This window comes from Luteimicrobium sp. DT211 (assembly GCF_049844995.1).
Taxonomy (GTDB): Bacteria; Actinomycetota; Actinomycetes; order Actinomycetales; family Cellulomonadaceae; genus Luteimicrobium.
Genome location: NZ_JBNCMC010000003.1, coordinates 328,836 through 355,526, shown reverse-complemented (window position 1 = coordinate 355,526; position 26,691 = coordinate 328,836). Strand labels below are relative to the sequence as shown.

At 69.2% G+C, this 26,691-nt stretch carries 16 protein-coding genes; 6 read left to right on the top strand and 10 right to left on the bottom strand.

Going from position 1 to position 26,691, the window contains the following annotated elements:
• Window positions 1-17: 17 nt before the first annotated feature.
• The 10 genes from ACLQ14_RS09380 to ACLQ14_RS09335 all read right to left on the bottom strand — a co-directional run bounded on the left by ACLQ14_RS09380 (window position 18) and on the right by ACLQ14_RS09335 (window position 17,958).
• Complete coding sequence (locus ACLQ14_RS09380) at window positions 18-1,550, bottom strand: phospholipase D-like domain-containing protein (protein ID WP_425812239.1); 1,533 nt, start codon at window positions 1,548-1,550, stop codon at window positions 18-20.
• A gap of 161 nt (window positions 1,551-1,711) precedes the next feature.
• Window positions 1,712-4,360, bottom strand: coding sequence for a CDP-glycerol glycerophosphotransferase family protein (locus ACLQ14_RS09375; RefSeq protein ID WP_425812237.1), 2,649 nt, complete (start codon window positions 4,358-4,360; stop codon window positions 1,712-1,714).
• A gap of 77 nt (window positions 4,361-4,437) precedes the next feature.
• The gene (locus ACLQ14_RS09370) at window positions 4,438-7,104 is read right to left on the bottom strand and encodes a CDP-glycerol glycerophosphotransferase family protein (RefSeq protein WP_425812235.1); all 2,667 of its coding nucleotides are present in this window, start codon (window positions 7,102-7,104) and stop codon (window positions 4,438-4,440) included.
• Window positions 7,105-7,213: 109 nt separating this feature from the next.
• Window positions 7,214-8,863: a stealth family protein gene (locus tag ACLQ14_RS09365; RefSeq protein ID WP_425812233.1), complete on the bottom strand. Its 1,650-nt coding sequence runs from the start codon at window positions 8,861-8,863 to the stop codon at window positions 7,214-7,216.
• 146 nt (window positions 8,864-9,009) lie between these two features.
• Window positions 9,010-9,786 carry an acyltransferase gene (locus ACLQ14_RS09360; protein ID WP_425812231.1) on the bottom strand — a complete coding sequence of 259 codons (777 nt, stop codon included), beginning with the start codon at window positions 9,784-9,786 and terminating at the stop codon, window positions 9,010-9,012.
• Window positions 9,787-9,796: 10 nt separating this feature from the next.
• Window positions 9,797-11,854, bottom strand: coding sequence for a capsular polysaccharide synthesis protein (locus ACLQ14_RS09355; RefSeq protein WP_425812229.1), 2,058 nt, complete (start codon window positions 11,852-11,854; stop codon window positions 9,797-9,799).
• Between the two features lie 7 nt (window positions 11,855-11,861).
• Window positions 11,862-15,008, bottom strand: coding sequence for a CDP-glycerol glycerophosphotransferase family protein (locus ACLQ14_RS09350; RefSeq protein ID WP_425812227.1), 3,147 nt, complete (start codon window positions 15,006-15,008; stop codon window positions 11,862-11,864).
• 124 nt (window positions 15,009-15,132) lie between these two features.
• On the bottom strand, window positions 15,133-16,086 hold the full coding sequence (locus ACLQ14_RS09345) for a cation diffusion facilitator family transporter (RefSeq protein ID WP_425812225.1): 954 nt from the start codon (window positions 16,084-16,086) through the stop codon (window positions 15,133-15,135).
• A 47-nt stretch (window positions 16,087-16,133) separates the two neighbouring features.
• Window positions 16,134-16,985, bottom strand: coding sequence for an ABC transporter ATP-binding protein (locus ACLQ14_RS09340; protein ID WP_425812223.1), 852 nt, complete (start codon window positions 16,983-16,985; stop codon window positions 16,134-16,136).
• Window positions 16,978-17,958, bottom strand: a complete 981-nt coding sequence (locus ACLQ14_RS09335) for an ABC transporter permease (RefSeq protein ID WP_425812221.1) — start codon at window positions 17,956-17,958, stop codon at window positions 16,978-16,980. Before ACLQ14_RS09335 ends, ACLQ14_RS09340 begins: the two co-directional genes overlap by 8 nt.
• A gap of 198 nt (window positions 17,959-18,156) precedes the next feature.
• Between ACLQ14_RS09335 and ACLQ14_RS09330 the strand changes: the two genes are divergently transcribed.
• From ACLQ14_RS09330 to ACLQ14_RS09305, 6 genes are read left to right on the top strand one after another with little or no spacing between them, the layout of a single operon-like run.
• Complete coding sequence (locus ACLQ14_RS09330) at window positions 18,157-20,745, top strand: hypothetical protein (RefSeq protein ID WP_425812219.1); 2,589 nt, start codon at window positions 18,157-18,159, stop codon at window positions 20,743-20,745.
• A gap of 43 nt (window positions 20,746-20,788) precedes the next feature.
• On the top strand, window positions 20,789-21,478 hold the full coding sequence (locus ACLQ14_RS09325) for an IspD/TarI family cytidylyltransferase (RefSeq protein WP_425812217.1): 690 nt from the start codon (window positions 20,789-20,791) through the stop codon (window positions 21,476-21,478).
• Entirely contained in the window at window positions 21,471-22,178 is a 708-nt protein-coding gene (locus ACLQ14_RS09320; protein ID WP_425812215.1) for an SDR family NAD(P)-dependent oxidoreductase, read from the top strand. Before ACLQ14_RS09325 ends, ACLQ14_RS09320 begins: the two co-directional genes overlap by 8 nt.
• Window positions 22,178-23,899, top strand: a complete 1,722-nt coding sequence (locus tag ACLQ14_RS09315) for a CDP-glycerol glycerophosphotransferase family protein (protein WP_425812213.1) — start codon at window positions 22,178-22,180, stop codon at window positions 23,897-23,899. The genes ACLQ14_RS09320 and ACLQ14_RS09315 overlap by 1 nt, the downstream gene beginning before the upstream one ends.
• Window positions 23,896-25,518, top strand: a complete 1,623-nt coding sequence (locus tag ACLQ14_RS09310) for a glycosyltransferase (RefSeq protein ID WP_425812211.1) — start codon at window positions 23,896-23,898, stop codon at window positions 25,516-25,518. The genes ACLQ14_RS09315 and ACLQ14_RS09310 overlap by 4 nt, the downstream gene beginning before the upstream one ends.
• Complete coding sequence (locus tag ACLQ14_RS09305) at window positions 25,515-26,690, top strand: acyltransferase family protein (protein WP_425812209.1); 1,176 nt, start codon at window positions 25,515-25,517, stop codon at window positions 26,688-26,690. The genes ACLQ14_RS09310 and ACLQ14_RS09305 overlap by 4 nt, the downstream gene beginning before the upstream one ends.
• The last annotated feature ends 1 nt before the right edge of the window (window position 26,691 follow it).

Below are 26,691 nucleotides of genomic sequence, written 5' to 3'. Positions count from 1 at the left end.
CCGTGCAGTGCGGTCGGTCAGGAGATCGAACCGCACGGCGCCGCGTGAGCGCCGATCTTGCCCCACTGCGTCGTGTACGCCTGGGCAACCTGGCGGATGAGCGTGGCGCGCGACGTCGTGGCGGTCGCGGTCGACAGCACGAACTCGCTCTCGTCGTTCGTCCGGAGCGCCGCGGTCGTCCAGTTCTCGGAGCCGTCCAGGACCATCGACTGCCCGCGCTTGCCGTGGACCTCGACCCCCCGCAGCGCCACGTACTTGGCATGCATGCCGTAGACGCACCGGGGCGCCACGCCGCTCGCCTTGTGCAGGGCGCTGATCGCGCTCGCCGCGGTCGGGGCACGCGTCCCCTGCCCGGCGACGACCCGGACGTCGCAGCCCTCCTTGCGGAGCCTTCCGAGCTGCGTCCCGATCGTGCGTGCCCGCCAGTCCGTGGTCGTGAACATCGCCACGCGGACCGTGCCGCCGGCGTGGCACGTCACGCTCTTGAGCGTGTCGACCACGTTGTCGCGGCTGGTGACGGCAGGCAGGTACTGGTATGTGAGGCCCGACCCGGCCGATCCGGGCAGCACGGGGTCACCGCTGACGCCCCAGTAGCCGCGGCTGCCCCGCACCCAGGGCGCGCCGAGCACCGAGCGGATGGTGGAGCAGAGCCCGGCTCCGCAGGTCCGCATGCGTGCCTGGTGAGCGACGGCGTCGCGGTACAGGGAGCGGTCGCCGTAGAAGAAGGTCTCGGTCTGCCAGTAGATGTCGAACTGCCGGTCGGACCAGTTGGCCGACCCCATGACGACGAGCGGATCCGTGCCCGAGCGCCACCGCGTGTCGGAGATCGCCAGGAGCTTGTCGTGCATCTTGACGGTCGGGCCACACCCGAACCGGCACGTCGTCACCCGCGCGAAGCTGCGCAGGTAAGACACCGTCGACGCGGGGATCCCGCCGAAGTCGTTGACCCCGGTCTCCAGCACGAACCGGATGCCGACGCCACGCTCGGCGTGCACGTAGCGAAGGGCGTCGAGGATGAGCTTCGCGCGGGCGTCGTTCTTGTTCAGGATGTACATCGAGACCGTCACGGTCGCGCCGTTCGCCGCGGCACAGATCGAACCCTTGATCTTGTTCGCGAGAGCAGCCCCGCTGGACGCTGTGGCCTGCGTGAAGCTGACGGAGATCGCTGACGGCCGTGCCGAAGCCGTGCACGTGGCATGGCGCAGGGTCATCCGGGAGCTGACCGCCTTGACCTTGCCCGTGGCGCCGAGCACCACCACGCGCAGGTGGTGGGTCCCGGACCTCAACGCCGTGGAGCTCATCGCGACCTGCATGCGGTACGCGCCGGCCGCCGTCGTCGTCTTGCCTGCGACCGCTGACCGCCAGCTGCTCCCGACCGACCGCTCGAGCCGGACCTTCGTGCCCTTCGACACTCCTCGCGCCGTGCCCGCGACCGCGACGGTCTGCCCGCGCAGGTACGTGCTCGTCGACAGGTGCGCATCCACCGACACCTTGGCCGCCTCCGCGACGGGCGCGGCGCCGAGCGCACTCCCCAGCAGAACGGCCAGCACCAATCCGAACGCCGGCCACAGTGGGCGGCGGCGCCTGGATGGCCGCCGCAACTCAAAACGCCATTCGCTGGCGACGACGGACATAGACTCCCCAACATTTCGACAAAGGCCCCGTTCGGCCGCTCGTCCCGGCAATACTCGGCAATCCTCGACCGCTGGATCTACGCCCACTTCATACCGGCTTCAACCCGCTTAACCGCTTTCACAACCCGCTCACGATTCTTCCCATCCGGCGCCCGAAACTCTCGGACCATCCGATCCAAATAGACAGGGTCGACCTCACCGTGCCTGACCACAATTTCACGGACGAACATCACGGCAGCGCCACTTTCTTCCGCCACGGGCCCGAATCCGTCAGTAGCAAAATCAAAATAGCCTCGACGAATAAAATGTCCACCGCCATACGTGTCCTTCAGATCGAACTGAAAGTAGACAACCGGCCGACGAACCGCAGCGGCATCGAACACGACGGATGAATAGTCCGTCACAACGACCATCGAACGGGCAATCAGTTCCTGCACGTCCGCCGAAACGTACGACGCGAACTCGACTCCATCCGGCACGGCCCAGTCGTGCAGATATGGTGACATCTCCGGATGCGGAAGAAATACGATACGAGCGCCTGCCGTGCGCGCCGACTCCGCCAACCGGGGGTCAGTGAGGAACGACTGCCAGGCGTGGAAGTATTCCGAATCGAAGAAGGCATCCACACGCTCGCGATTACCCGCCGCGAGCTTGCCAACCAGGGACTGCCGCCATGTCGGCGCCACGAGGATTACGTCTCGACGCCCTTCCCACTCCCGAGCAACACGGCCCAGTCGATCATGACGCGGAAGTCCCGAACGCAAAACCTCGCGCCGAGTAAACACGAACGGCGACCCGTCGTCCGCAACAAATTCCGCTTCGCGCTCCGTGGTCGTCACCATGAGTCGAATTGGCTTCGAGTTCAACCACTGCGACAGGTCGTTATGAATAACACCATGCTGCAAAAAGACAAAGCGCCACCGTGGCCCACCATACGGCGCAAGCTCAGGAGGTCGCACTACATAGACATCTGCATGCGACGAGATCATGAATCTTGCGTTCAGCGCAAGGAGCTTCCAAGTTAGCGAACCGAACGATACAACTCGTCTATAGCCCTCGCGTTTTAGACGCACCCAGTCGTCGGTACCCCTTCGGACCACGAACCAAGCATTCACAGACCTGTCATATTCGCGCAAGTATCTGAAGAGGTGCTCCGCGTTGTCCCAAGAATTCCGATCACGGTCCATCAGGACCCAAGCATCGCCGAATATTCGACCGACAATCGCCGTTGACGCCAGCTTCTGCACGAGCGCTGCGTTTCGCGCCTTCCGCGCCTCGAGCCCGAATTTACGAAGCCAGGTCCCGCGTGCTCGCGTCCACAACGAGGCTCGCTTTCTCTTCACGCCTCCCGCAAATCGCGGCTTGACCCGAAACATGCGGTCCACGTCGCGCGCGCGCACGTCCCGCATCGTTGAGAGTCCCGCGTCGCGCGAAAGCGGAACGGCCACACCGTCCAGCTCGAACGCGATCTGCCCCCTAAGTGGCAACCATACAATCCGCTCCCAAATGAGGGTCTTTCCTGCAAAGTCAACCCGCCGCCGTTTGGCCCCCTTCGGACTGACTGCCACTCCACCGACGAGGATCTTTTCCGCCGGAGCTGGACCCACATACCAATAACGAAACTTGACCCATCGCTCCTGGTGATCGAATTCAGCAACCTGCACAGCGGGCGAGTGCCAAGCTTTACCGCGGTAGCCACGTGCGAGGGCGACGCGAATAAGTTCGGGTAGCCCGGTCACCCGGTACGCCTCCACCGACTCCGGTGGGACATGGCTCAAAATCTCGCCCACGAGCTTGTGAAACTCGCTTGCGACTCCGAGATCTGCGGCGGTGGGGCTACCAACCCCAGCAGTGAGATCCGGGCGAAGGAGCCATTGCAACTCATAAATGAGTTCAGTTTGCAACCATCTCGGAACATTCCCGTGAGTTCGCTTCGCTGTCTCGATAAGATCCAGCAGGCCAAATCGCAAAGGATCTACATAGCGCTCGGGCATGAACTTCGCACGATCGATAGTCGATGAAGCGTCTGAGCGTTTCCTATAGATATACTCGACACTGTCAAGCATTCCGACGAGGGCCCGGTCCTGGCCGAGGAGGTAGCGCCCAATAAAATGACCGTCCTCGCCGACCGGCTTGACCCGCGGGTCTCCTTGAAGGTTCAGCCGCCGAATATCGGCAAGGCGCAGGAAGGATGAGGCCCAGTGCAGATGGAAATAGTCCGAAACTCGGTCCACGTTAACGACATGGTCCCCGAGCGCGAAGCGATAGCGGAGTGGATGCGTGTCGCTCTTTACATTCGTCTCCTCGTGGTGCATTACGAGGTGGGTGGCAACCATCGAGATTGCGGGATTTTCCCTAATGAATGCTCTAACTTTTGAAAAATAGTTGACGCCGAGCGTGTCATCAGGGTCCGGATACGTCACCCATTCACCCCGAGCAACTCGCGTGCCAGCGTTTCGAGCCGCCGACTGACCAGCGTTGGCCTGGTGAATGACGCGGACGTGGGCGGGGTGCTGTGCAGCCCACTCGTCGGCGATCCGTCCGGAACCGTCAGTCGCTCCATCGTCAACGAGAATTATCTCGACGCCGTCAAGGCCGTCATCCTGCGCCTCCAGTGACTCCAGGAATTCTGGAAGGTACTGCTCCACTCCATATATTGCGGAGACGACGCTGAGCCACGGTTCTGCGACATGGGCGCTCGCCAATAGTGATCCCTCTGCTATCATTCCAGATCCTTCTGTACGGTACGATCCATCGGCGAAACTGTCCCCAAGCACCAATCAATCGTCGGATATGCGGGCGTCTACCCGGTTCTTGCCGTGTCGAGCCCGGCGCGCGTTGGCGTCGGGCGCAAGGGCGGCGCCAGGGGCGCGGCGATCGAGGCGTCCACCGGCTCCGGCGCGTCGATGGCCGCGATCGCACGGACCACACGTGCCGAGGACTGGTCGTCGCGCTCGGGGAACGTCGCCTCCATCCGGGCGGCGTACTCGGGCGCGGGCTCGAACCCGTCGCCTGCGATGCGCTCGAGCGCGTCCAGCGCCTGGTCCTCCGTCTGCACCACGGGCCCGAACCCGTCGTCCTCGTACGAGAAGTACCCCTGACGGACGGTGTGGGTCCCGCCGAACGCCTCGTCCTGGTCGAACTGGTAGTACACGATGGGATGCCCCACGTATGCGGCGTCGAACACCACCGAGGAGAAGTCCGTCACCACGACCTTCGCGCTGACCAGGACTTCCTGGATGTCGTTGCCGCCGTAGCTCAGCACCTCGACGTGGGCCGGGAGGTCGAGCCGAGAGAGGTACGGCTGGATGTTCGGGTGCGGCATGAACGCGACCGTCGCGTCGTGGCGGCGCGCCAGCTCCGCGAGGCGGGGTGACCGCAGCAACCCCGACCACGCCCGTGCGTACCTGGTGCTCTCGAAGTCGTCGATCAGCTCACGGTCGCCCTTGGGTCCGATCTTGCCCAGCAGGTACTCCCGCCAGCTGGGGAGGACGAGGATCCGCCGTCGTCCGCGCCCGCCGGCCTGCTCGTTGAGCCGGAACAGGCGGTCGTGCCGGGGCAGGCCCGTGAGAGCGACCTCCCGCGACGTGAACCGGTACATCGACTCCGTGCCGGCGATCGCCGCGTACTCGTCGGTGGTGGTCGTGAGGAAGAGGTCGAAGTTGCGCCGGTTGAGCCAGCGCGACAGGTCCGTCGCGATGACGCCGTGCTGCAGGAACACGAACCTCCAGGACGGCCCGCCCAGCGGCCGCAGCGCCACCGGGTTGTAGACGTACGGTCCGGCCTGGGACGAGATGACGTGGCTGGCGTTGAGGCACACGAGCTTCCAGCGCAGCGAGCCGTAGGCCAGCAGGTGGCGGTTCCCCTCGCGCTTGAGCCGCTTCCAGTCGTGCGTCCCGCGCTCCAGCGCGAACCAGGCCGGCGTTGCCGGCTCCTGGGCCCGGAGGTGCTTGAACAGGTGCTCGGCGTTGTCGTGGCCGCTGTCCACGCGATCGAGGAGGACCCACGAGCCCTTGTAACGGCGCCGGACCGGGCCGAGCCCGGCGACGGTGCGCGTCAGTCGGTGACCCCACCATCGCGGCGAGAGGACACGCCCGAGGAGCCCCCGTGCCGTGAGGTCCTCCGATGCCTTGCCGCCCCCGAAGGCCTCGCCGAGCGTCGGCGGCTGCCAGAGCGTGCGGGACAGCGGCGTGCGGACCCGCGAGACTGGTACCGACCGACCGTCGAGGCGTACCTCGACAGCGGCCTCGCTGCTGACCCAGAGGATCCGTTCGCGGACGAGCGTGCGGCCGGCGTAGACCTGGCAGCGGACCTTGCCGTGGTGGGCGGCGGCGGGCCGGCCGTCGACGAGCAGCTCCTCGCGGGGCGCAGGCCCGGTGTAGCGGTACGAGAGCCGGACCAGCCGGCGGCGGCGATCGATCTGCTCCAGCACGACCGGCTCCTCGTGCCACGTCTCGCCCCGGTACCCGCGGCGGAAGGCGATCCGCCGGTCCAGCGGGAACGTCGCGGGGTCGAGCGAGTCGAGGACCTCCGTGTCGACGAGCGCGACGATCCGCTCGACCAGGGAGTGGAACGTGTCCGCCACGTGGTGCATCTCGGCGTTCATCTGCCCGGACAGGGTCTCGTCCGCGCGGAAGTAGGTGCCGACGTCCGCCAGGACGAGCCTCTGGAGCCACACCGGCGCGCGGCCCGAGGAGGCACAGTCCTCGAGGAGCCGCAGGGGCCCGTGCGCGAGCGCCGTCGTGAACTTCGCGGGGTCGCGGAACGGCTCGCGCGCGCCGGTCGCCTCCTCCTGACGCTTGCGGAACCGGTACTCGGCCCCGCGAGCGAGTGCCACCCGCGCGTCGCCGGCCAGGAGCGCGCGCGCAAGGAAGTCGAGATCACCGAAGCCGGACGCGAGCTCCGGCGCGAACCGCAGGCCCGAGCGTCGCAGGGCGTCCAGGTCGAGCGCCACGGCGCGCAGCGCGGTCGCCACCGGGTCGGGCCGCACGGCGAGGTCGACGACGGCGTCACGCGTCGAGAACGGTCCCTCCGACCTCGGTGGGTCCACCGCGCCGCGTGCCTCGTCCCAGACGAGCTCGCGCGCGAGCACCGCGCACGTCCGGTGCTTGGCCGCCGTCGCGCGTACGGCCGCAACGAACCCGGGAGCCCAGACGTCGCGCGCGTCGGGGAACGTGACCCAAGCGCCCGCGGCGACGTGCTTCTCGGCCCAGGCGAGGGCCGCGTTCCGCGCGGCCGGGAGATCGGACTCCGCGCCCAGGTGGGTCACCTGGGCCGGGAACCGCGCCGCCCACCCGGCGAGCACGTCCGCCGTCCCGTCCTGCGAGCCCGCATCGAGCGTGACGACGCGCAGCGTCGCCCACTCGTCACCCTGAGCCTCGAGCGAGGACAGCAGTGCGGCCAGCTCGGTCTCCACGTCGCGCGCGACGACCACGGCGACCAGGCTGGGCGCCCCTGCGCTCGCGCTCATACGTTCCTCTCCTCGGGCTCCGCCCTAGCCGGCAGGCTCCGGCGGCGACGCAATTCTAGGTGGCGATCGGTCTGCTCAGGCACGCGGTCCGCGGGCGCACCCGGCCGGTTCAGCGGCCTTCGAGCTCGAAAGCCGACCTGACCGGGAAGTACGTGCGGAGCATCTCCTGGATCATCCGCGACCGGTCCCCGCGCTGCTCGTCGTCGAGGTTCGTGTCGTTGAGACAGAACACGTCGAAGTCCCGGGCACGGGAGATGCGGTTGAGCGTGAGGACCGCCTGGTCGCTCGCAAGGTCCAGGTAGTCGTAGGCGATCGCGCCCTCGACCGCGCGTCCCGTCACGTAGGCGTACCAGTGATGCAACGCGGATGCGACCGAGTGGTCCTCGGGGTCGCGGAACCTCGACCCGACGAGCTGCTTGAAGACCTCCGGGTACCGCTCCTCGAGCTCCTCGAGGACCCGGCGCTGCTGGGGGTGCGGGGTGTGCTTGACCTTGCGCGTGAGCGTGCGGCTCGTGAGGTTCTCGATCAGCTCCCGGTTGTGCTTGGCGGCCGACATGACCGGGAGGTCCCGGACCGACGCCGGCCCCAGCTCGAGGAGCGCGCGCGACAGGAAGAAGCGCGAGAGGCCGTTGCCCTCGAAGAAGAGCTCAGGCGCGACCGGCCGGCCGAAGAAGACGTCGTCGTTGAGATACAGGTACCGGTCGGCGAGACCCGGGATGTGGTGGAGCTGCGACTCGATCGCGTGCGAGTTGAACACCGGCAGCGAGGTCGTGTCGCTGAAGATCTCGCGGTGGTCGACCACGGACACCTGAGGGTGGGACACGTCGAGCCACTCGGGCATCTGCCCGCTCGTCACGACGTGCACGCGCCGGACCCAGCTCGCGAACATCTCGATCGAGCGCATCGAGTAGCGCAGCTCGTCGTGGCCGAGGAACCGCGAGCTGCTCACCGCGTTCGGGTTGACCGCGCCGTCCGGGAGCTCGGCCTGCGCCCGCGCGCGCGCCGCCTGCCACGCGGGGTCCGTCCCGTCCACCCACGTGTAGACGACGTCGATGGGCTCGTCGACTTCCGTGAGCCCCGCGTGCGTGACGAGACGCCGGTCCACTCTCCGCTGCGCTGCTGCCCACGTCGACGGCGTGAGGTACGCCGCCGTCCCGTTGTACCGGGGGGGGAGGAGCGTGCCGCGCACGTGGAGGCCACCGTCCGCGCAGGGCGTCTCGTCGTCGGCGACGGAGGACCACAGCTCGATCTCGACCGCCTCGCTCGCTGAGCCGAGCGCGGTACCGTCGGCGGCGACGAGGGCACGGAAGACCGAGACGGCACGGTCCGGCCCGCCCCGGCGCAACCATCGCACGAGGGGCACGGACGCGCCCGAGGAACGCACCACCGTCCACTCGGGTCGAGCGAGTGCCGCGAGCACGCGCCTCAGGGCGGCGGCGTGCTCGAGCGGGACGACGACTCGAACCGGGGCCTCCCCGAGCACGGCGAACGGCACCTCCGCGCCACGGAGAGCGTCGACCATCGCCTCCGCCGTCTCGCGCCGAACGGCCCACGAGTCAAAGCGGTCGACGACCCGGCCGAGCACCGGTGCGCGCAGCGTTCCACCCAGGCGATAGCCGTCGGGTACGCGCGGGCCACGAAGGGAGAGGGCCGCGGACGAGGCCGCGCGCTGCCAGCCGAGCTCGCCGCGCAACAGGCGGGAGACGCGCAGGCGCGCGCCGATGGAGAGGTGAGCCGCCGCCGCGGTGCGCACGCCCATCAGGTCCCTCGATCAGTCGACAACACGGCCCCCCGCCACCGTCCGTGAACTCACAGGTTCAACTCGAGCAAGGAGGCGCCAGACAGTGTAGCCTCTGCACCCCCGTGCCCCGGGGACCCTGCCCGGCCTGTGATCAACTGCTTCGGCTACCGCCCCAATGCGCGCCGCACCCGCGTGCGAAGGCCGGGGCGGGTCGACCGCACGACGGGCTCGCCGTCCTCCGCCGGCTCGGTCAGGTTCCAGTACGCCTCGGACTTCTTCACCGTGCTGGCGTCCGGCTTGTAGAAGGGCCGCGTGAGGGACAGGTGCGGCCGCTCCCAGGCGATGTCGCGACGCACGACCCGCGCAGGCGCGCCGACGGCGATGCAGTTGTTCGGGATGCGCCCCTTCACGACCGAACGGAACCCGATCACCGAGCCGTCGCCGACCTGAGCGCCGGCGAGCAGCACGGCGTCGAACGCCAGCCACACGTGGTTCCCCACCGTGATCGAGCGCGACCGGTTGACCCGCTTCCCCGTCGTCACGTCGAAGATCGGGTGACCGTCATCCGCCCGGAGCTGGTTCCCCGTCGCAAGCATCACGTCGTCCCCGATGGTCACGCTCGTTCCCTCGACGGCCGAGATCACCACGTTGCCCGTCGACGAGACGTTGCGCCCGACCGTGACACGGGAGTCCTGCCCCACGCGCACAATGCCACGGAACGGTGGGACGCCGGCGCTGGCGTCGATCTCGCACAGCCCGTCGTCGCAGTCGAAGGTCACCGACAGGTGGGCGAGCCGAGCCTTCGGGTCTACGCGGAGGACGTTGCCGGAGCCACGGAACACGACCTTGATCCGGGCGTCCGTCGGCGGCGGCCCTTCGAACTCAACGCGGTTGCCGCGATCGTCGGACCACGGCGCAAGAGACTCGAGGGTCGTCGGCATGACGCGTAGCCTACTGGCCGCCCGACCGGCTCTCAGACGCCTCCCGGACCGCTGCCAGGTGCTCGCCCCGGACCACCGCCGCCAGCACGGTACCGGGCACCACGGCCCCGCGACCGAACTTGTAGCTGATCTTGTGGACCGGGTACGTAGCGACCAGGTCGGACAGCCGATCGTCCCCGTTGTCACTCTCAAGCGCCCCGAGCAGCGCGAGCGCCTTCCGTGGGTGCTCGTGACGCGTAGCGTCCCACTCGGCCCTGAACCGCGCGTCGAGCAGGTACAGCATCTCGAGCACGTAGTGCAGCTGGAAGTAGTCGGCAAGGTAGTCCTGGCGCTCCCACCACAAGAACATCGCCTCGCGCAGCAGCGTGACCGAATAGCCCCCCGCCTCCGCCGCCATCAACCACGAGCCCACGCGGGGTCCCGAGTAGTTGAAGCAGAAGAAGTCCTGGTCGACCAGGTCGCTCAGCGCGGGGAAGTCGTGAGTCACGAGGCACGTCGCGTCGAGCCACAGGCCGCCGTACCGGGCGAGCAGGTCGACCCGGATCAGGTCGGACAGGTGCGTGTAGTTCGTCCCGACGCGCGCCCGGACGACCGCCGGGATCTCGACGTAGTACGGGAGCGACTCGCCGTCCAGCGCGTGAACGCGGTCGCCGAAGACGTCGCGGACGGTGGCGTGACAGCGCCGCACCATAGGCGGTGCGTCAGCGAAGCCCTGGTGCCAGTACGTGAAGACCGGTCGCTGTCCCTGCAGCGGTGAGCGGAACGGCGCAGGATCCGTGGCCCGCGCGCGGATCTCGTCCAGATGGTCGCGGACGAACCTGCCCAGCACGATGCGGGGCTCGATGCCCTTCGGGTCGATCCGCATCGCCGTCGTCATGTCGAAGGGCAGCGTGTCGTCGCCCGCAGCAGTCTCGAGCGCGACGGTCTTCGCGGCGTCGAGCTGCTTGCGACGCGCCAGCACCGTGGACAGCGCGTAGCCCGCCCGGCGTTCTCCCGCTTCGCGCGCCTCCCGGTACCGCCGCTCGGCGAGCGCAAGATCGCGCTGTCCCTCGGCGATCCGGCCGAGCTCCAGCTCTGCCAGCCCGGCCGTCGAGGTGCGGGTCGCCGCCTCGAGCTCCACGACTGCGCGCTCGTCGTCGCCGCGCCACCGGGCGAACGATCCCGTGAGGAAGGGCAGCTCGGGGTCGTCCGGATACGTCTCCGCGAACCAGTCCTCGAGCAGCGTCAGCTCGACGGCCGCCCGCTCAGCCCGCAGCGTGCCGCAGAGCTCGACGAGCCGCCGGGCTCGCGACGGCGCGGCCGACAGCAGGCGGGCCAGCTCCTCCGGCTCACGGAGGCGACGCACGGACGTCGACACGTCGGGCGCACCGGTCCAGCCGAACGTGTGCAGGTCGGTGTCGGGCGTGCGTCCGTCGAAGAACGCGACCGCATGATCGGTCGCCGTCAGGACCAGCTCGTCCCAGAAGACCTCGCCACCGCCGGCGGCCATGCCTGAGACGAAGCGGACCCACGCCGCGGTCGCGTCCTTCGGCACCGTGAACGTGTGGCTGATCGCGTGCGTCCCCACGGCGTTCGTCGCTGGGAGGGACGGCGACGGGTTCCACCGGCGTGTGCCGTCCGTGATCCACCCGGGCGAGATTCGCAGGTGGGTCGCCGCGAGCGGGCCCGCGAGAGGGTGCGGGAGCCGCAGGGTCGCGCCGACCGCGTAGGTGCGGCCGGGCTCCAGCCCGAGCCGGAACGCGCCGTCCGAGTCGCGACCGCCCGGTGCGAAGTGCGTGTCGTACTTCTCGTTCACCCCGACGACGCGCAGCGACCGTGATCCGGTCGCGGACCACGCGTCCGAGAGCGTCGCGTCGATGTTGCGGTGGAGGTAGTACCCTCCCGCAGCGGGAAACACCGGCGGGCGGTCTCCTTCGCCTGCCAGGCCGAACGCCCCGTTCGGGACGAGGTTGACGACGTCCGCCGCGGCGAAGCGCCGTTCGACCGTCACCGTCCTTTCGGCGGCGTCGGGACGGTCGCCGGTCTCGGGCGCGTCGGCGGCTCTGCGGAACTTGAGCTTGACCATCATGAGTCGCTCAGCCGGCGACGCGGCGTCGGGCCGCTCCGGCCACGCGCCGGGCTCGGCGCATCCCGGTCCGCACCAGCACCTCGCTGCGAAGCAGGAGCCGACGAGGCGCGGGGGTACGCGCGGTCTTCTTCTCGGTCGCGAGCTGGTAGTTGAGCCGCACCCATTCCGACGAGCGCGCGAGAGTCAGAGGCATCGACCGTGTCTTGCGCTGGAAGCTGTCGCCGGAGAAGTGCGCCCTGAGGTCGCGCCGTGTCATCCCGGGCGCGTACTCCTGCTCCTTCGTCCCCAACGCGACGGCGTCGTGCAGCGGTGCGAGGTTGCGGACGAACGTCGGTGCGTCGTTCTCCCGGCGGAAGTACTCGAAGCCGAAGCGGAACACGTCGCGCGCGATCCGGTCCGCGTCCAGGAAGTCCAGCGCCCCGAACCGGTGGGCGTACTCGACCAGCTCGCGCTCGAGGGCGTCGTGCAGCTGCGCGTTGTTGGCACGCGGCTGGACGATCGGCTCGACGCGGTCTCCCCGCTCTTCGTAGCCGAGCACGGTCCCGTGCGGCAGGTTGGCGAAGATCGCCTCGACGAAGAGCATGGAGTGGGTGGCCGTGGTGAAGCGGTGACGGATGGAGTGGCCCTCGGTCGGGAGGACTGCCCGCGCGTAGTAGACCGGGTTGTCGATCGGGCGCCCCGCTGCCTCGGCGAGGATGCGGGTCATGCAGGTCTGCGTGTAGCCCCTCCCCCAGTACTCGACGACGGCGAAGGGCTCGTCGAGATTCATCTCCTGCCGGAAGTAGCGTGCGACCAGCCCGCGCTCGTCGGCGGCCGCCCGCAGCAGGTGCCCGCGAAACTCGTCGGAGCCGGCGAACGCGGCGACGACCGCGCTCCGCGTCTGCGCGTCGTCGAGCTCGGTGTCCGTCAGCGTCGCGAACTCGGGGAACATCGCCGCGAACTCGGAGCGCCCGAGCCGGGCGTTCGTGAGCAGCGCGTCGACGGACCGGGCGTTGAGGAAGTCACCGTGGGGCTCGAACAGGTCCTCGTCGAGGCGGTCGACCTGGGACGCGATCCGCCAGGCGGTACGGGAGCCGTAGATGTAACGGGTCTTCAGGTCGAGGCCGCGCTCCTCGATCAGCGCGTCCGCAGCTCGCTTCAGGTGATAGCCGTCGCGCGAGACGAAGTAGAGGCTGCGGTAGCCGCGCCGGACCGCGTCGCGGACGACCCAGTCGATGTAGGGCACGAGGTAGCTGCCGACGTGGTTGAACGCGTAGTTCTCCGCACTCCGGTGCGGGCCCTCCATCCGGAACGACCGCAGCATGCCGGCGTAGAGGTGCCCGTCGAACGTCGGGATGTCCTCCACGACGGCGGTCTCGAACCGGCCCAGCCGGGTGCGGGGCACAGTGTCCACCGTGATCCCCAGCGCGCGGGCCTGCTTGACGTCGCCCCAGGGCGCGTCGCCGTGGTGGACCCACTCCGCGAAGTCGTACCCGATCTCGCGGTAGAGCTTGAGGTAGAGCGACTTGGTCGCCTTCTGCTCCCGCGTGTCCGAGGAGAGGTAGAGGGGCAGCTCCGCGAGGAACGGATCGGCCGTCTTGAGAAGATCCGTGACGACCTCGCGCGGCAGGTACATGTCGCTGATGAGCACGACCGGGTCGCCGCCCTCGAGGATCTCCCGGATCCGGGCCACCATCGCGGTGTCGGCGACGCAGCTCGCGAGCTCGCCCTCGACCTCCCACTCCATCAGAGCGGCGGTCTGCTCGGGCGTGAGGTCGAAGACGTCACCGATCCGCTCGTGGATCTCCTCGAACGTGATCTCGAGGACCGCGTCCTTGACGAGCTGGGGGTTGCGGCGCCTTCGGTCGCGCTCGGCCGACTCCGCCTGCTGGCGCACCTCGGGGAAGCGGTCGACGAGGTAGCGGGGGAACCCGAGGTCGCTCTCCTCCATGCGGCTCTTCACGAAGAGGAACACGGAGTCGGGCGTGACGCCGCGCCGGTGGATGACCGTGTCGAAGACGTCGAAGGTGTGGAGCGTCTTGAGCGGGAGGTCACGGATCTCGTACTCGAGGGCCCGGTCGACCATCTGCTCCATGCTCTCCTTGCTCGAGTACGCCCAGAAGGCGTCTTCGAGCTCGGCGAGCTTGGCGTCGTCGACGCGGTTGTCCTGGCCGAGGACGTCGAGCAGCTCCTCGAAGGTCTTGGCGACCGTCCCGCACGAGAGCCCGAGGTAGTCGAAGCCGGGCGCGACGACTTCGTTGCCGTCGTCGTAGTCGAAGATGTACCGCACGAAGCTGCGGACGCCGGCGTCCATCATGTCGTAGAGGATCGACGAGTAGTCCATGACGGCCAGGTCGATCTTCGGGAAGATCTCGTAGACGTCCTCGCTGTTGTCCCAGAACATCAGGTGGCGCCGGTCGCCGAACGACTCCTTGAGCTGGCGGAAGTAGCGGTCCTTCGACATGTGCGGGTGCATCTTGAGGATGAGGAGCGTGTCGTTGCGCTCCAGCGTCTCGACGAGGCGCTCCATGTCGGGGAACGCGCGGCGCAGGAAGTCCGGCGTCGACGTGCGGCGCGGCGTCGGCGCGTAGAGCGCGACCTTCGTCCCCGCGGGCAGGCCACGCCGGGCGAGGACGTCGTGGTCGTACGTCGAGTAGTCGCCGAAGTGCTGCGCGTACAGGTTCTGCGGGTAGCCGCCCCGGACGACGCTCTCCTCGTCCAGCCCGAGCTGGCGGCGGAAGTTCTCCTCCATCATCGGCGACGTCACGAGGAAGAGCTGGTTGTTGCGGTACAGCGCGTTGTGGCGGATGTACTTCTTGGCGATGCGCTCCTCGAGGTAGCCCTTGTTCATCGCCCGCTCGACGCCCTTGACGCCGACGCCGTGCCACAGGTTGAGGAAGACGGCCCCCCGGAGACCGTCCGGGATGACCTCCTTGACCTGGTTCACCACGTACACCCCGGCGCGGGCCTGCAGCGCGGGCGCCTGGGGGCTCTTGAAGGTGAGGGCCTTGAAGCCGAGCCCGCGAACGTAGCGCGCGGTCTCCTCGGTCTCGCAGAGCCAGTACGCCGTGATGTCCGGACGGAACTTGCTCACGTACACGAACAACCACTTGGGATTGCCCGTGAAGGTGTCTCCGCTGTTGAACATCCAGACGCGCTTGTCCCGCTGCGACACATGCCCTCCGTCACTGGCCCGTCGGGCACTTCTGCCCGTCCTCGTCTCGCCGCCGAGCGGTGGCGACACGTGCCCGACATCGTATAGGGCCGCCCTGGTGACGCGGCGGACGCGCCAGCCCCCGTCACCGACGCAGATCGGGCTCCAGGTAGATGGTGCTCGCGATGGGCACCGCCGCGCGGACGCGTGCCTCCGCGTCGTCGATGGCCTGCGCGATCTCGGCCGCCGTCTCCGTGGACGACACCTCGATCTTGGCTGCCACGAGCAGCTCCTCCGGTCCGAGATGGAGCGTCCGCAGGTGGATCACGGACGGGACGCCGTCTCCGACCAGCGCGTTGCGGATCGTGGCGACGTCGGACGGCGCGGCGGCCTCTCCGAGCAGCAGGGAGCGGGTCTCCAGCGCGAGAACCACGGCAATCACGACGAGGAGGAGACCGATGGCCCCGGAGCCGACGGCGTCCCAGCGGCCGTCGTCGGTCGCGAGCGTCATCCCGACACCGAAGAGCGCGAAGACGAGGCCGACGAGCGCCCCGAAGTCCTCGAGCAGCACGACCGGCAGCTCAGGCGCCTTGGCCTCCCGGATGTACTGGAACACCGACTTCTTGCCACGAGCGTGCTTCGACTCCCGCATGGCCGTACGGAACGACGACCCCTCCATGACGATCGCGGCGAGCAGCACGGCCACCGGGACCCACTGCCACGAGTCGATCGGGTGGGGATCCTCGAACTTGTGCCACGCCTCGTACAGCGCGAACACGCCACCCAGCGTGAACAGCACGATCGACACGACGAACGCGTAGAGGTACCGCTCGCGGCCGTAGCCGAAGGGATGGGTCTCGTCAGCGGCCTTGCGCGCGCGCTTGCCCCCGAGGAGCAGGAGCAGCTGGTTGCCGGAGTCCGCGAGCGAGTGCACCGACTCGGCGAGCATCGACGAGGACTGCGTGAGCAGGTAGGCGACGAACTTGGTGATCGCGATGCCGACGTTGGCGGCCAGGGCCGCGAGGATGGCGCGCGTCCCGCCGCCGTGGGCTGTGGGCTCGGCGGGGGCGACGTGCTCGTCCGAGGAGGCCGTGGTCATGCACGCGAGCCTAGTGGCAGCACCCGCCGGCACGGACGGGAGCGGTCTCAGCGTTTCCTGGCGCGCCCGCGGACGTACTGCCGGTACGCCTCCGTGACCTCGGCGGTGGGTCCGTCCATCACCAGGTGCCCTTCGTGGATCCACAGCACCCGCGAGCAGATGGCCTGGACGGTCGCGAGCGAGTGGCTCACGAGGAACACCGTGCCGGCATGCTCGCGGATGGCGTCGATCCGCGCCTTGCTCTTCTCACGGAACGACGCGTCTCCCGTCGCGAGCGCCTCGTCGATCATGAGGATGTCCGGGGTGGACGCCGTCGAGATCGCGAACCGGAGGCGTGCCCCCATGCCCGACGAGTACGCCTTCATCGGCAGGTACACGAAGTCCCCGATCCCGGAGAACTCGACGATCTCGTCGAAGCGCTCCTGGACCTCGGCGCGCGACAGGCCCAGGGCGAGGCCACCGATCATGATGTTGCGCTCGCCGGTCAGGTCCCCCATGAGCACCGCGTTCACACCGAGGAGCGACGGCTCCCCCGCCACGTAGACGGAGCCGGACGTCGGCGGGATCAGGCCGGCGACGGCCCGTAGCAGCGTGCTCTTGCCCGACCCGTTGATCCCGACGATCCCGATCGACTCGCCGTGGCGCGCCACGAACGAGATGTCCTTGACCGCGCGGATCTGCTGTACGGCTCCCACGTGGCCCGAGCCTCGGCCGAGGACGCGACGGAGCGAACGGGAGCCGGCGGTCGCCGTCGTCCCGAGCTTCTTGCCGCCGAACACGCGGTAGGTGATGTCCAGGTGGTCGACCACGAGGGACACGCCGCCGAGCTCGCGGTCGGGCGGCGCGAGCCCCTCGAGGTCCTCGGGGTCGACCTCGAAGTCGAGCTCCGCGTCAGTCACGCCCGTACCGTTCCTCTCCGCGCCAGAAGTAGATGAACCCGCCGACGCAGAACACCAGGGCCCAGGCGGCGCCCCACACCCAGATCTGCCACGTCATCGGAATGGTCGGCTCGTTCAGAAGGCAGGCACGGCAGAGGTCGAGGAACACCGCGACAGGCTGGTGCTGCAGCAAGCGCGCCACCACGTCGTTACCGACGAAGTGCTGGATGCTGAAGATCACGCCCGAGCCGTACATGATGAAGCGCATCGCGAACCCGATGAGGTTCTGCACGTCCGGCGCGACGGCGACCCATCGTGCCATGACGAACGCGCAGCCCGCGTTGAACACCGCGAGCAGAAGAACGGCGAAGGGCAGCAGGAGCCAGCGCCACGATATCGGGACGGGCGCGTAGTTCGGGAAGTACCCCGACGCGTAGGACACGACGACCATGACGAGGAGCGCGGGCCCGAGCGTCACGAGTTCCGAGAGCACCACCGAGATCGGCAGCACTGCCCGCGGGAAGCGGATCGCGCGCACGAGCGACGTGTTGCCACGGATCGCCTTCGCGCCACCCGTCACCGAGTGCTCGAAGAAGCGGAAGATGAACGTCCCGACCACCATGAAGGCGATCGCGTTCTCCAGGCCGCGACCCGTCTCAAGAACGATCCCGAAGATGATCACGTAGACGGCCGCGTTGAGGAGCGGGGTCAGTACCGACCACGCCTGACCGAGGTAGCTGTTCCGGTTCTTCGCGTAGGCCTTGGACCTCGACAGCTCCCAGGTGAAGGCTCGCCGGCCCCACAGCTCGGACAGGTACTGGCGCAGCGGCGGGCGTACGCCCATGGGCTCGAGCCCGCTCGAGACCGCGAGCGCGCGCAGCTCCTCCGACGACACGGCGGACTGGATCGGTGGCGGCGGGCTCGCCACCGCACCGGCACGCCTCGCGTCCCGTGTGGTGGGGGCGGGCGCGACCGAGTGGGAAGAAGCGGTCACGTGGGTGTGCACTCTTTCCTGGATCGGGGCACAAGGCCTGGGCCCGCGTGCGAGCCGCCGGGTCCCGTTCATCGTAACCGCACGGTGACGGCCTGTTCGGCACGCTGAGGGACGCATCGTAGACTCTGGCGCTACGACACGCGGCAGCGTCGACCGCTCGCGCCGTGCTCTGGCTCACGCACCTACAGGAGACACACTTTGCCTCGCTTCAGGAAGCTGCGGCGGCTCGCCGCGCGACGTCTGCCGATCGCGACCAAGGACCAGGTCCGGGCCGTGGAGGCACGGACGAAGGCGTGGCGCGAGGCCTACGAGCGACTGCTGGCCGCCGCGGAGAACCGCGCCGTCGGCAAGACGCCCGGCAAGCTCCCGAAGCCGGACCCCGCGGCCAAGGTGCGTCGCGCCTCCGAGCAGCGCGCGGGCTCGCAGTTCCTGACGAGCGTCCAGCACGGAAGCTCCCTCGCCGCCGTCTCCGTGCGGACCGTGCGCGAGATGCTCGCCGCGAAGAAGCTCACCGAGGCGCGTGCACTCGCGTCCTCGCTCTCGGACCGGGCCGAGACCCGCGAGGTGGGTCTCCTCCTCACCGGCGTCGTGGCGTCGCGCCAGCACCACCACGAGCTCGCGCTGACCTCGTTCGACGGCGTCGCCGCCTCGCTCGTCAGGGAGCATGCAGCGGGCGACTACTTCCGCAGCCTGTTCGCCGTCGACCCAGACCGGGGCCTGGCAGAGGCCAGCGCCGTCGCCGCCGAGCCGTCGGCCTGGGGCGCTCGCACCTGGTTCGAGCTCGTCAAGCTCGCGTTCGGGCACCGCGACGGGGCGCTCGCCCACCGCCTCTTCGACCGGATGGTCGAGGCCCACCGTGCGAACCCCGGAGCCTGGAAGACCGCGGACACCGAGATCGCGTGGCTCGAGAAGTGGATCGGCGTCGAGCGGCGCCGCAGCTCGGGCCCGACGCCGGACGGCCGGGTCTCGTTCGCCCTCGTCGACTACGTCCAGCCGGGCCGGGCGACGGCCTCGCAGAACATCGGCGACCAGATCCAGACGCTCGCCTCGCTCGGACACGTCGTCCGGCACCAGAACCTTCGGTTCCACGGTCAGCCCGACGTCGTGGACTTCGTCGACCGGATGCAGCAGCGGGTGCGGCCGGAGCTCGCCCTCGACTCCGTCGACGCCGACGTCGACCTCTACACCGTGGCGCGGGACGCTTCGACGTACCAGGAGTTCCCCGAGAACACGTGGCTCATCGAGTTCGGCTGGCACATGCACGGCCTGTTCGGTCTCGAGGAGTACGACTTCCCGATGCACCCGAACCTGCGGCCGATCTTCGTGTCGTTCCACTGCCGCAAGCGCAACATGATGACGCCCGAGGCGATCGAGTACCTCCGCAGCCACGGGCCGATCGGCTGCCGCGACTGGACGACGGTCGACCTGCTCCTCTCGGTCGGCGTCCCCGCCTTCTTCTCGGGCTGCCTCACGACGACCGTCAACACCGTGTTCCCGGACCTGCCGAGCAAGCCGGCTCCGGCGACGGTGTACGTCGACGTCCAGCGCAGCCCGGTGCCGGCGGGCCACGAGAACGTGCGCCAGTCCTACGGCGAGGTCAAGAAGCGGACGTTCGCCGAGAACATGCAGGATGCCGTCGACCTGCTCGAGCGCTACCGCCAGAACTACACGGACGTCGTGACGCTACGGCTCCACTGCTACCTTCCGACCACGTCGCTCGGGATGAAGGTCCGGTTCGAGCCCGGCAACAACGCGGACGCACGCTTCAACGGGCTGTTCCGCCTGGACGCCGCCGAGTTCGAGGCGATCCGCACGCCTATGCGCGACCGGCTCCAGCCGGTCCTCGAGGCCATCTTCGCCGGCAAGTCGAGCGACGACGTGTACGCCCTCTGGCGTGAGATCACCGAACCCGAGGTCCGCGCGGCCCGGGAGCGGCACGCCCGCCCGGCGCCCGTCGACGAGGGCGCGAAGGCTCTGGCCGAGCGCGCCCTCGGGCTTGCGCCCGCCAGGCCCGAGCACGGACCGGTCGACGTCGTGATGACTCCGAGCACCGGGGAGCTCGCACACGTCCGGACGGTGCTGGCGAGTGCGGCAGCCGCCTCGACCCGCCCGGTCCGGGCCTGGCTGGTGGGGCGCCTCGACCCGGGCGCGGTCGAGGTGCCGGGCGTCGAGGTCCACGTCGTCGACACGCGGTCGCTCCACGCGGCCGAGGCCGGCGTGACGAGTGAGCGCGCGCTCGACCGAGCCCTGATCTCGCAGCTCGTGCCCGTCGACCGCGCGGTCGTGCTGCCCGTCGACGCGCTCGTGGTCCGCGACCTCGCCGAGCTCGTCGACGTCGAGCTGGACGACACCCTGCTCGCGGCGCGCACGACGTCGAGCGCGGACACCAGCGGCTTCTCGGTCATGTACGCCGCCGCGCGCCGTTTCGACGACGCACCGGACACCGCCTACGAGCTGTACCGGCAGATCCACGGGCGCCACGTGTTCGACTTCGATGCCTTCGACACCGCGATCTTCGTCGCGGACCTGGCCGGCATGCGTTCCGCCGGTACCGCCGCCGACGCGCTCGCGGTGATGCGTGCGTTCCGCCTCAACGACCGCGAGGCGCTCGTCTGGGTCTTCGGCCCGCACCGCACCGTCCTCGACGAGCGCTGGGCGTACGTCCCGACGCGGGACAGCGCGCGCGAGCCCGCGATCTGGCACTGGGCCGACGCGAGCAAGCCATGGTCCAAGGACTACGCCACCGGCCGCGAGCTGTGGCTGGAGGCCGCGCGAGCCCACGCCTGAACCGGCCCCGACCGTCGCTCCTCGTCGACCGAGAGGAATAACCATGTACTCGCTCCTTCTGCTCAACGGAGGGGTCGGCAGCCGCGTGGCCGCGGGCCAGCCGAAGCAGCTCATCAAGGTGCGCGGGATCCCGATCCTCGTGTACTCGCTCGTCGCCGCTGACGCGGTGCCCGAGATCGACCAGATCGTCCTCAACTACCCCGAGGGGTGGCGGGACGACGTCGAGCGGATCGTCGCGGCCTACGCGATCAAGACGCCCGTCGTCTACGTCGAGGCGGGCGCGACCCGCCACAGCTCCGTCGCGAAGATGCTGGACTCGGCCACGAACGACGACGTGATCATCCACGAGACCGCACGCCCGCTGGTGTCGTCGGCGGACTTCTCCGCGCTGATCGCCGCGCCGGCCGCGAACGTGTCCCTCATGCTCGAGATCCCGTTCACGGTGGCGCCGGTCGATCCCGAGACCCGCACGGTCACCGGCTACCTGGAGCGGTCGACGCTCCGCAACGTGCAGCTGCCCCAGAAGTTCGCCAAGGCCGACCTGGCCGCGGCGCACGCGTTCGCGGCGGCCGAGGGACGGACCTTCACCGAGGACGCGACCCTCGTCGCGGTCGCGGGCCACGAGGTCCACTTCATCAACGGCCAGGACCGCAACATCAAGGTCACGACGCCGACCGACGTCCAGCTCGCGACGTACCTGCTCACCGGCGGCGAGGAGAACTGGGATGACTAAGACCCTCATGGTGACCGGCGCGTCGAAGGGCATCGGGCTCGAGACCGTGCGCCGCTTCCTCGAGAACGACGCCGACCTCACGACCGTCGTGCTCGTCGCCCGGAAGTCCGACGAGTACGACCAGGCGCTCGCCGAGCTCGAGGAGCTCAACACGCGCGGCGTCACCCTCGCTCCGTACTACGCGGACCTCGCGGACCGTGAGGGCGTCATCGCGCTGTGCGCCGACGTCGCCCGCGACCACGGCAACGTCGACATCCTCGTGAACAACGCCGGCTACACCAAGCCGGTGCCGCTCCAGCAGGTCGACTTCGCCGACTTCGAGCGGACGATGGCCGTCAACGTCTACGCGCCGTTCACGTTCGTCCAGGAGCTGCTGCACCAGGGCAACCAGTTCCAGCTGATCGTGAACATCGCGTCGACCGCCGGCATCAACGGCCGCTCGGGCTGGCTGACGTACTCCGCGTCCAAGGCGGCCGTGATCAACATGAGCGAGGTCATGCGCGAGGAGCTCGCCATCTACGGCACCCGCGTCGTGTGCATCTCCCCCGGCCGCACCGCGACCGCCCTGCGCCGGGTGCTCGCCCCGGACGAGGACCCCTCGACGATCATGCAGCCGCAGGACGTCGCAGCGGTCATCGAGATGCTCGCGTCACCCGTCGGCCGCTTCGTGGACTCCGCCAACCTGGTGGTGCGCCAGTAGTGCGAGAGATCGCAGCGGCCAACGCGCGGATCGGCGCGCTCGCCGTCCTCGGTGTCGGCGCGCTCGTCCTCGCGGCGCTCGGGTCTCCGCCCCTCGTGGTGGCGACGCTCGTCGCGGTGGCGGGGGTGCTCGAGGTGGCGGGTCAGCTCGGCCCCCTCGCCCGGGGCTCCACGCTCGGCACCCCTGACGCCGTCTCGCGCGCAGCGGCAGCAGCCGCGGCACTCGCGGCCCTCGTCGGGACGGGGGTCACGACGGCGACCGTCTGCGCCGGCGTCGCCGCGGTAGCCGCGCTCGGGGTCGTCTGGCTGGAAGGCGTGGTCGGCTACGCATGGCGCGAAGCCACCCGCGTGGTCGAGCGGCTCCCCGGCTACGAAGCGCCGTACAGCCTCGGCGCCCGGCAGCAGCTCGTCACGGCCGGGTGGTACGTGGCCGTCGTGCTGGCGACCCTCACCGCCGACGGCGTGCGGGGCAGGCTCGCACTGGGTGTTCCCGCCCTGCTGGTCGCGCTGGCGACCGCCCTGACGTTCGTCCTCGTGACGCGCGCTGCCACCCGCGCGAAGGCCACGGTGACTGCGAGGATCGCGGACGCGCTGCGGGCGTACGGCGCCCCGGTCATGGTCTACCTCAGTGGGCCCGCGGGCACCGAGTACCAGCTCGGAGTCTGGCTGAGCACCCTCGAACGGCTGAGCGAGCGCGTCGTGGTGGTCGTCCGGGAGACCGCGCTGGCGCGCGCCGTCGTGAGGATGACGTCGCTGCCGGTCGTCTCCGCCCCCGCGATGGCCGACCTGGAGGGGCTGCAGGTCGATTCCTTCCGCGTCGCGCTCTACGTGAACAACGGCGCCAAGAACGGGCACAACGTCCGCTACCGCGAGCTCACGCATGTCCAGCTCCTGCACGGCGACAGCGACAAGCCGTCGAGCTACAACCCGGTCACCGCCATGTTCGACAAGGTCTTCGTGGCGGGGCAGGCGGGCATCGACAGGTACGCCGCGCACGGCGTCGCGATCCCGTCCGACAAGTTCGTGATCGTCGGACGACCGCAGGTCGCGGACATCGCGGCCGGCTTCGTGGGGGCTCCGGTGCGGACGGTCCTGTACGCGCCCACCTGGACCGGCTTCAATCAGGACAACGACTTCGGGTCGCTCGACCCGACGGGTCCCGCGATCGTCCGTGGCCTGCTCGCGCACGAGTGGACCGTGATGTTCCGCCCGCACCCGTACTCGCTCGACGACGCTCGCTCCGTGTCGGCGATCGAGGAGATACACCGGCTGCTCGAGGCCGACGCCGCCGCGTCCGGCCGTCAGCACCTGTACGGCGATCGCGCGAGCAGGACCATGTCGATCGTCGAATGCTTCAACGCGTCGGACGCCCTCGTGTCCGACGTCTCGTCCGTTCCCGCCGACTACCTGTACAGCGGGAAGCCGTTCGTGATCACCCAGGTCGACGAGTCCCCGTTCGAGTCGTTCGTCGAGGAGTTCCCCTTGGCACGTGCCGCCTATGTCGCTCGCCTGCGGGAGCCGGGCTCGCTCGACGCCGCGCTCGACGCGCTCGTGCACGACTCGCACGCGTCGGCTCGTGAACAGATGCGGACCTACTACCTCGGCAACTTCGCGCGCGAGGGGTACGCGGACGTGTTCGCGCGGGCGGTCGACCACCTCGTCGAAAGTCCCGAGCGCGCCGCCGCACCCGAGCGCCGTCCCGCAGCGGGAGCCGACCGATGACCGCCATCGGGCCGGGCACCGGCATGCGGGGCGGGGGCGAGCTCCACGTTTACATGGTCGTCGGCATCCTGGGAAGGGGCGGCATGACCAGCGCGATGATGAACCGCGCCCGCATGTTCGCCGACCACGGGGTCCGCACCACCATCGTGACGCTCCAACACGACCTCGAGCACGCGAGCCGGAACGCCGAGTACACCGCGATGGGCTGGCTCGACCCTCGGGTCGAGGTCGTCAACGCGTTCGACGACGCCGCCCACGCGCTCGAGAGTAGCCTCCCAACTGAGCCCCACGGACTGGCAGCCCGGCTCCGCACCTGGCTCCCGAGCCGCCGCCGGCGCGCTCGCCCGGCGCCGGCCCGCGTGGCCGACGAGGCCGGGCTCACGGTCGACGTCCAGCGGCGCGACGACGGTTCGGTGCGTCGCGTCGAGCACCGAGACGCCGAGGGTTCGGCCGTCCGGGTGACCGAGTACGACGCCTCCGGGGCGCTGCGCCACGAGACCGACCTCGACCCCGCCGCAGGCGACGTACTGGAGGAACGGTTCCTGACGCCGTCCGGCCACGTCTACCTGCGACGGTCGTACCTCGAGGGCGGAAGCCCGTCGGCGTGCTTCGCACTGGACCGCGAGGGCAAGGTCAAGCGGCGCTACAGCGGGCAGACCGCCTGGCAGGCGGCCTACCTCACACGGCTGGCCCGCCGTTCGCCGGGGAACGCCGTCTTCATCTGCGACGGGCCGGGGAGCGCGAGCAAGGTCTTCCGGATCCCGAGGCGCGACGCCGCGACGCTGTACATGGTCCACAACAACCACTTCAAGTCGCCGTGGCGGCCGGGAGCGCCCGTGCGCGACGACTACGGCGCGATCTTCGAACGCGCCGACGACATGGACGCCCTGGTCGTGCTCACGGACGAGCAGGCGCGCGACATCGGCGACCAGTTCGGCAACTTCGGCAAGATCCGGGTCGTCCCGAACTCGGTGGCCACGGAACCCGTCGAGGCGTCGGAACGTTCTCCCCGGACGGTCTCGATGTTCTCGCGTCTGGTCGGCCAGAAGAACCTGCCGGAGGCCGTCGCGCTCTTCGCCGACGTGGTCGCGCGAGTGCCGGACGCCGTCCTCGACATCTACGGAGAGGGCCGGCTCGACGGCCAGCTCCGGGCACTCGTGACGAAGAAGGGCCTCGAAGGGTCGGTCCGGCTGCGGGGCTACTCGCGCGACGCCCTCGGGACCATGGCACGCTCGGCGATGGTCCTCTGCACGTCCCACTACGAGGGGCTCCCCGTGAACTTCCTCGAGGCCTACCGCACCGCCACGCCGGTCGTCTCGTACGCGTGCCGCTACGGGCCACGGGATCTGATCGACGACGGCGTGACCGGGTTCGTCGTGCCCTTCGGAGACCGGGCGGCCGTCGTGGACCGGATCGTCCGAATTCTTGAGGATCCTGCGCTCGGACACCGGATGGGAGCGCAAGGTCAGCGCTCGATCCTGTCGCAGTACTCGAACGACGCCGTCTTCGGGACCTGGTGGAGGGTGCTCACCGAGGCGCACGAGCATCTCGTCGAGCGTCGGGGGCACGAGGCCATGACGAACGTCGACCGTCGTGGTGCGGATAGGGTGCACCGGTGAGCGCTTCAGCCCCACCCCGCAGATCCAGACTGCGCGCCCTGGACGGCCTCCGCTTCCTTGCGGCCGCCGCAGTGCTGATGTATCACTTCACAGGCATCCGAACGGCCTTCTGGGGCACGGCACCCACGCAGGAGTTCTCGGGCCTCAACCACCTCACGCGCTACGGGTTCCTCGGCGTCCAGCTCTTCTTCGTGATCAGCGGGTTCGTCATCCTCATGACCGCGTACGGCCGGCCGGTCACGGCGTTCACGGCCTCCCGCGTCGCCCGCCTCTTTCCCGCCTACTGGGCCGCGATCATCGCGACGGTCGTGCTCCAGGCGTTCTGGAGCGCGGGCCGGCAGCCGTCGAAGCTCGACTCTCTCGTCAACCTCACGATGCTGCAGGGCGCGTGGGACGCCATGGACGTGCAGGGGGCATTCTGGACGCTCTGGTACGAGCTCAAGTTCTATCTGCTGATCGGCGTGTTCATCCTCGTCGGGATCACCCGTCGCCGGATCATCGCGTTCGCCGTGCTCTGGCCCCTCGTCGGACAGCTGGCGCACGCCACGCACTCCGGCATGCTCGACTCGCTGCTGATCCCGACCTACGCCCCGTACTTCGCAGCCGGCATACTGCTCTTCCTTCTCTACCGCGACGGCAACGACGTCGTCGTCTGGCTGGGCCTCGGACTCACGACGATCCTCGCCGCGCAGCAGGCCCACGACTACGCGTCGCGCGCGTCCAAGCTCGTCGGTGCCCCGGTGTCGTCCACGGTCTGCGCCGCCGCCGTGGTGGCCATGATCGCCGCGATCTGGGCATGCACGTGCGGCCCGCTACGAGACCTGGACTGGCGCTTTCTCTCGGTGCTGGGCGCGCTGACCTACCCGCTCTACCTGATCCACGGCCAGTTCGGCTTCTTCGTGATCGACCAGCTGCACGGGTCGCTCAACAAGTGGGTCGTACTCGCGCTCGCGACGCTCCTCGCCCTCGCGCTCGCGGTCGTGCTGCACTACGCCGTCGAGAACCGCGTCCACGACCCGCTTCGCGCGGCCGTCAACCGTGCCTTGGAAGACGTGCCGGTTCGCGAGCGCGTCGCAACTCGCGCGCCCCGGGCCGAGACGCCGACAGCGCCCCCGCCGGACGAGACGAGCCCGGCGCCCACCGAATCACCGGTGCCGGCGACGGGTCGCTGAC

What these genes read in the sequence shown, in the direction of transcription:
- ACLQ14_RS09325 (WP_425812217.1), top strand. Translation starts at nt 20,789, where the DNA reads ATGTACTCGCTCCTTCTGCTCAACGGAGGGGTCGGCAGCCGCGTGGCC.
- ACLQ14_RS09310 (WP_425812211.1), top strand. Translation starts at nt 23,896, where the DNA reads ATGACCGCCATCGGGCCGGGCACCGGCATGCGGGGCGGGGGCGAGCTC.
- ACLQ14_RS09365 (WP_425812233.1), bottom strand. Translation starts at nt 8,863, where the DNA reads ATGGGCGTGCGCACCGCGGCGGCGGCTCACCTCTCCATCGGCGCGCGC.
- ACLQ14_RS09360 (WP_425812231.1), bottom strand. Translation starts at nt 9,786, where the DNA reads ATGCCGACGACCCTCGAGTCTCTTGCGCCGTGGTCCGACGATCGCGGC.
- ACLQ14_RS09320 (WP_425812215.1), top strand. Translation starts at nt 21,471, where the DNA reads ATGACTAAGACCCTCATGGTGACCGGCGCGTCGAAGGGCATCGGGCTC.
- ACLQ14_RS09375 (WP_425812237.1), bottom strand. Translation starts at nt 4,360, where the DNA reads ATGATAGCAGAGGGATCACTATTGGCGAGCGCCCATGTCGCAGAACCG.
- ACLQ14_RS09355 (WP_425812229.1), bottom strand. Translation starts at nt 11,854, where the DNA reads ATGATGGTCAAGCTCAAGTTCCGCAGAGCCGCCGACGCGCCCGAGACC.
- ACLQ14_RS09370 (WP_425812235.1), bottom strand. Translation starts at nt 7,104, where the DNA reads ATGAGCGCGAGCGCAGGGGCGCCCAGCCTGGTCGCCGTGGTCGTCGCG.
- ACLQ14_RS09345 (WP_425812225.1), bottom strand. Translation starts at nt 16,086, where the DNA reads ATGACCACGGCCTCCTCGGACGAGCACGTCGCCCCCGCCGAGCCCACA.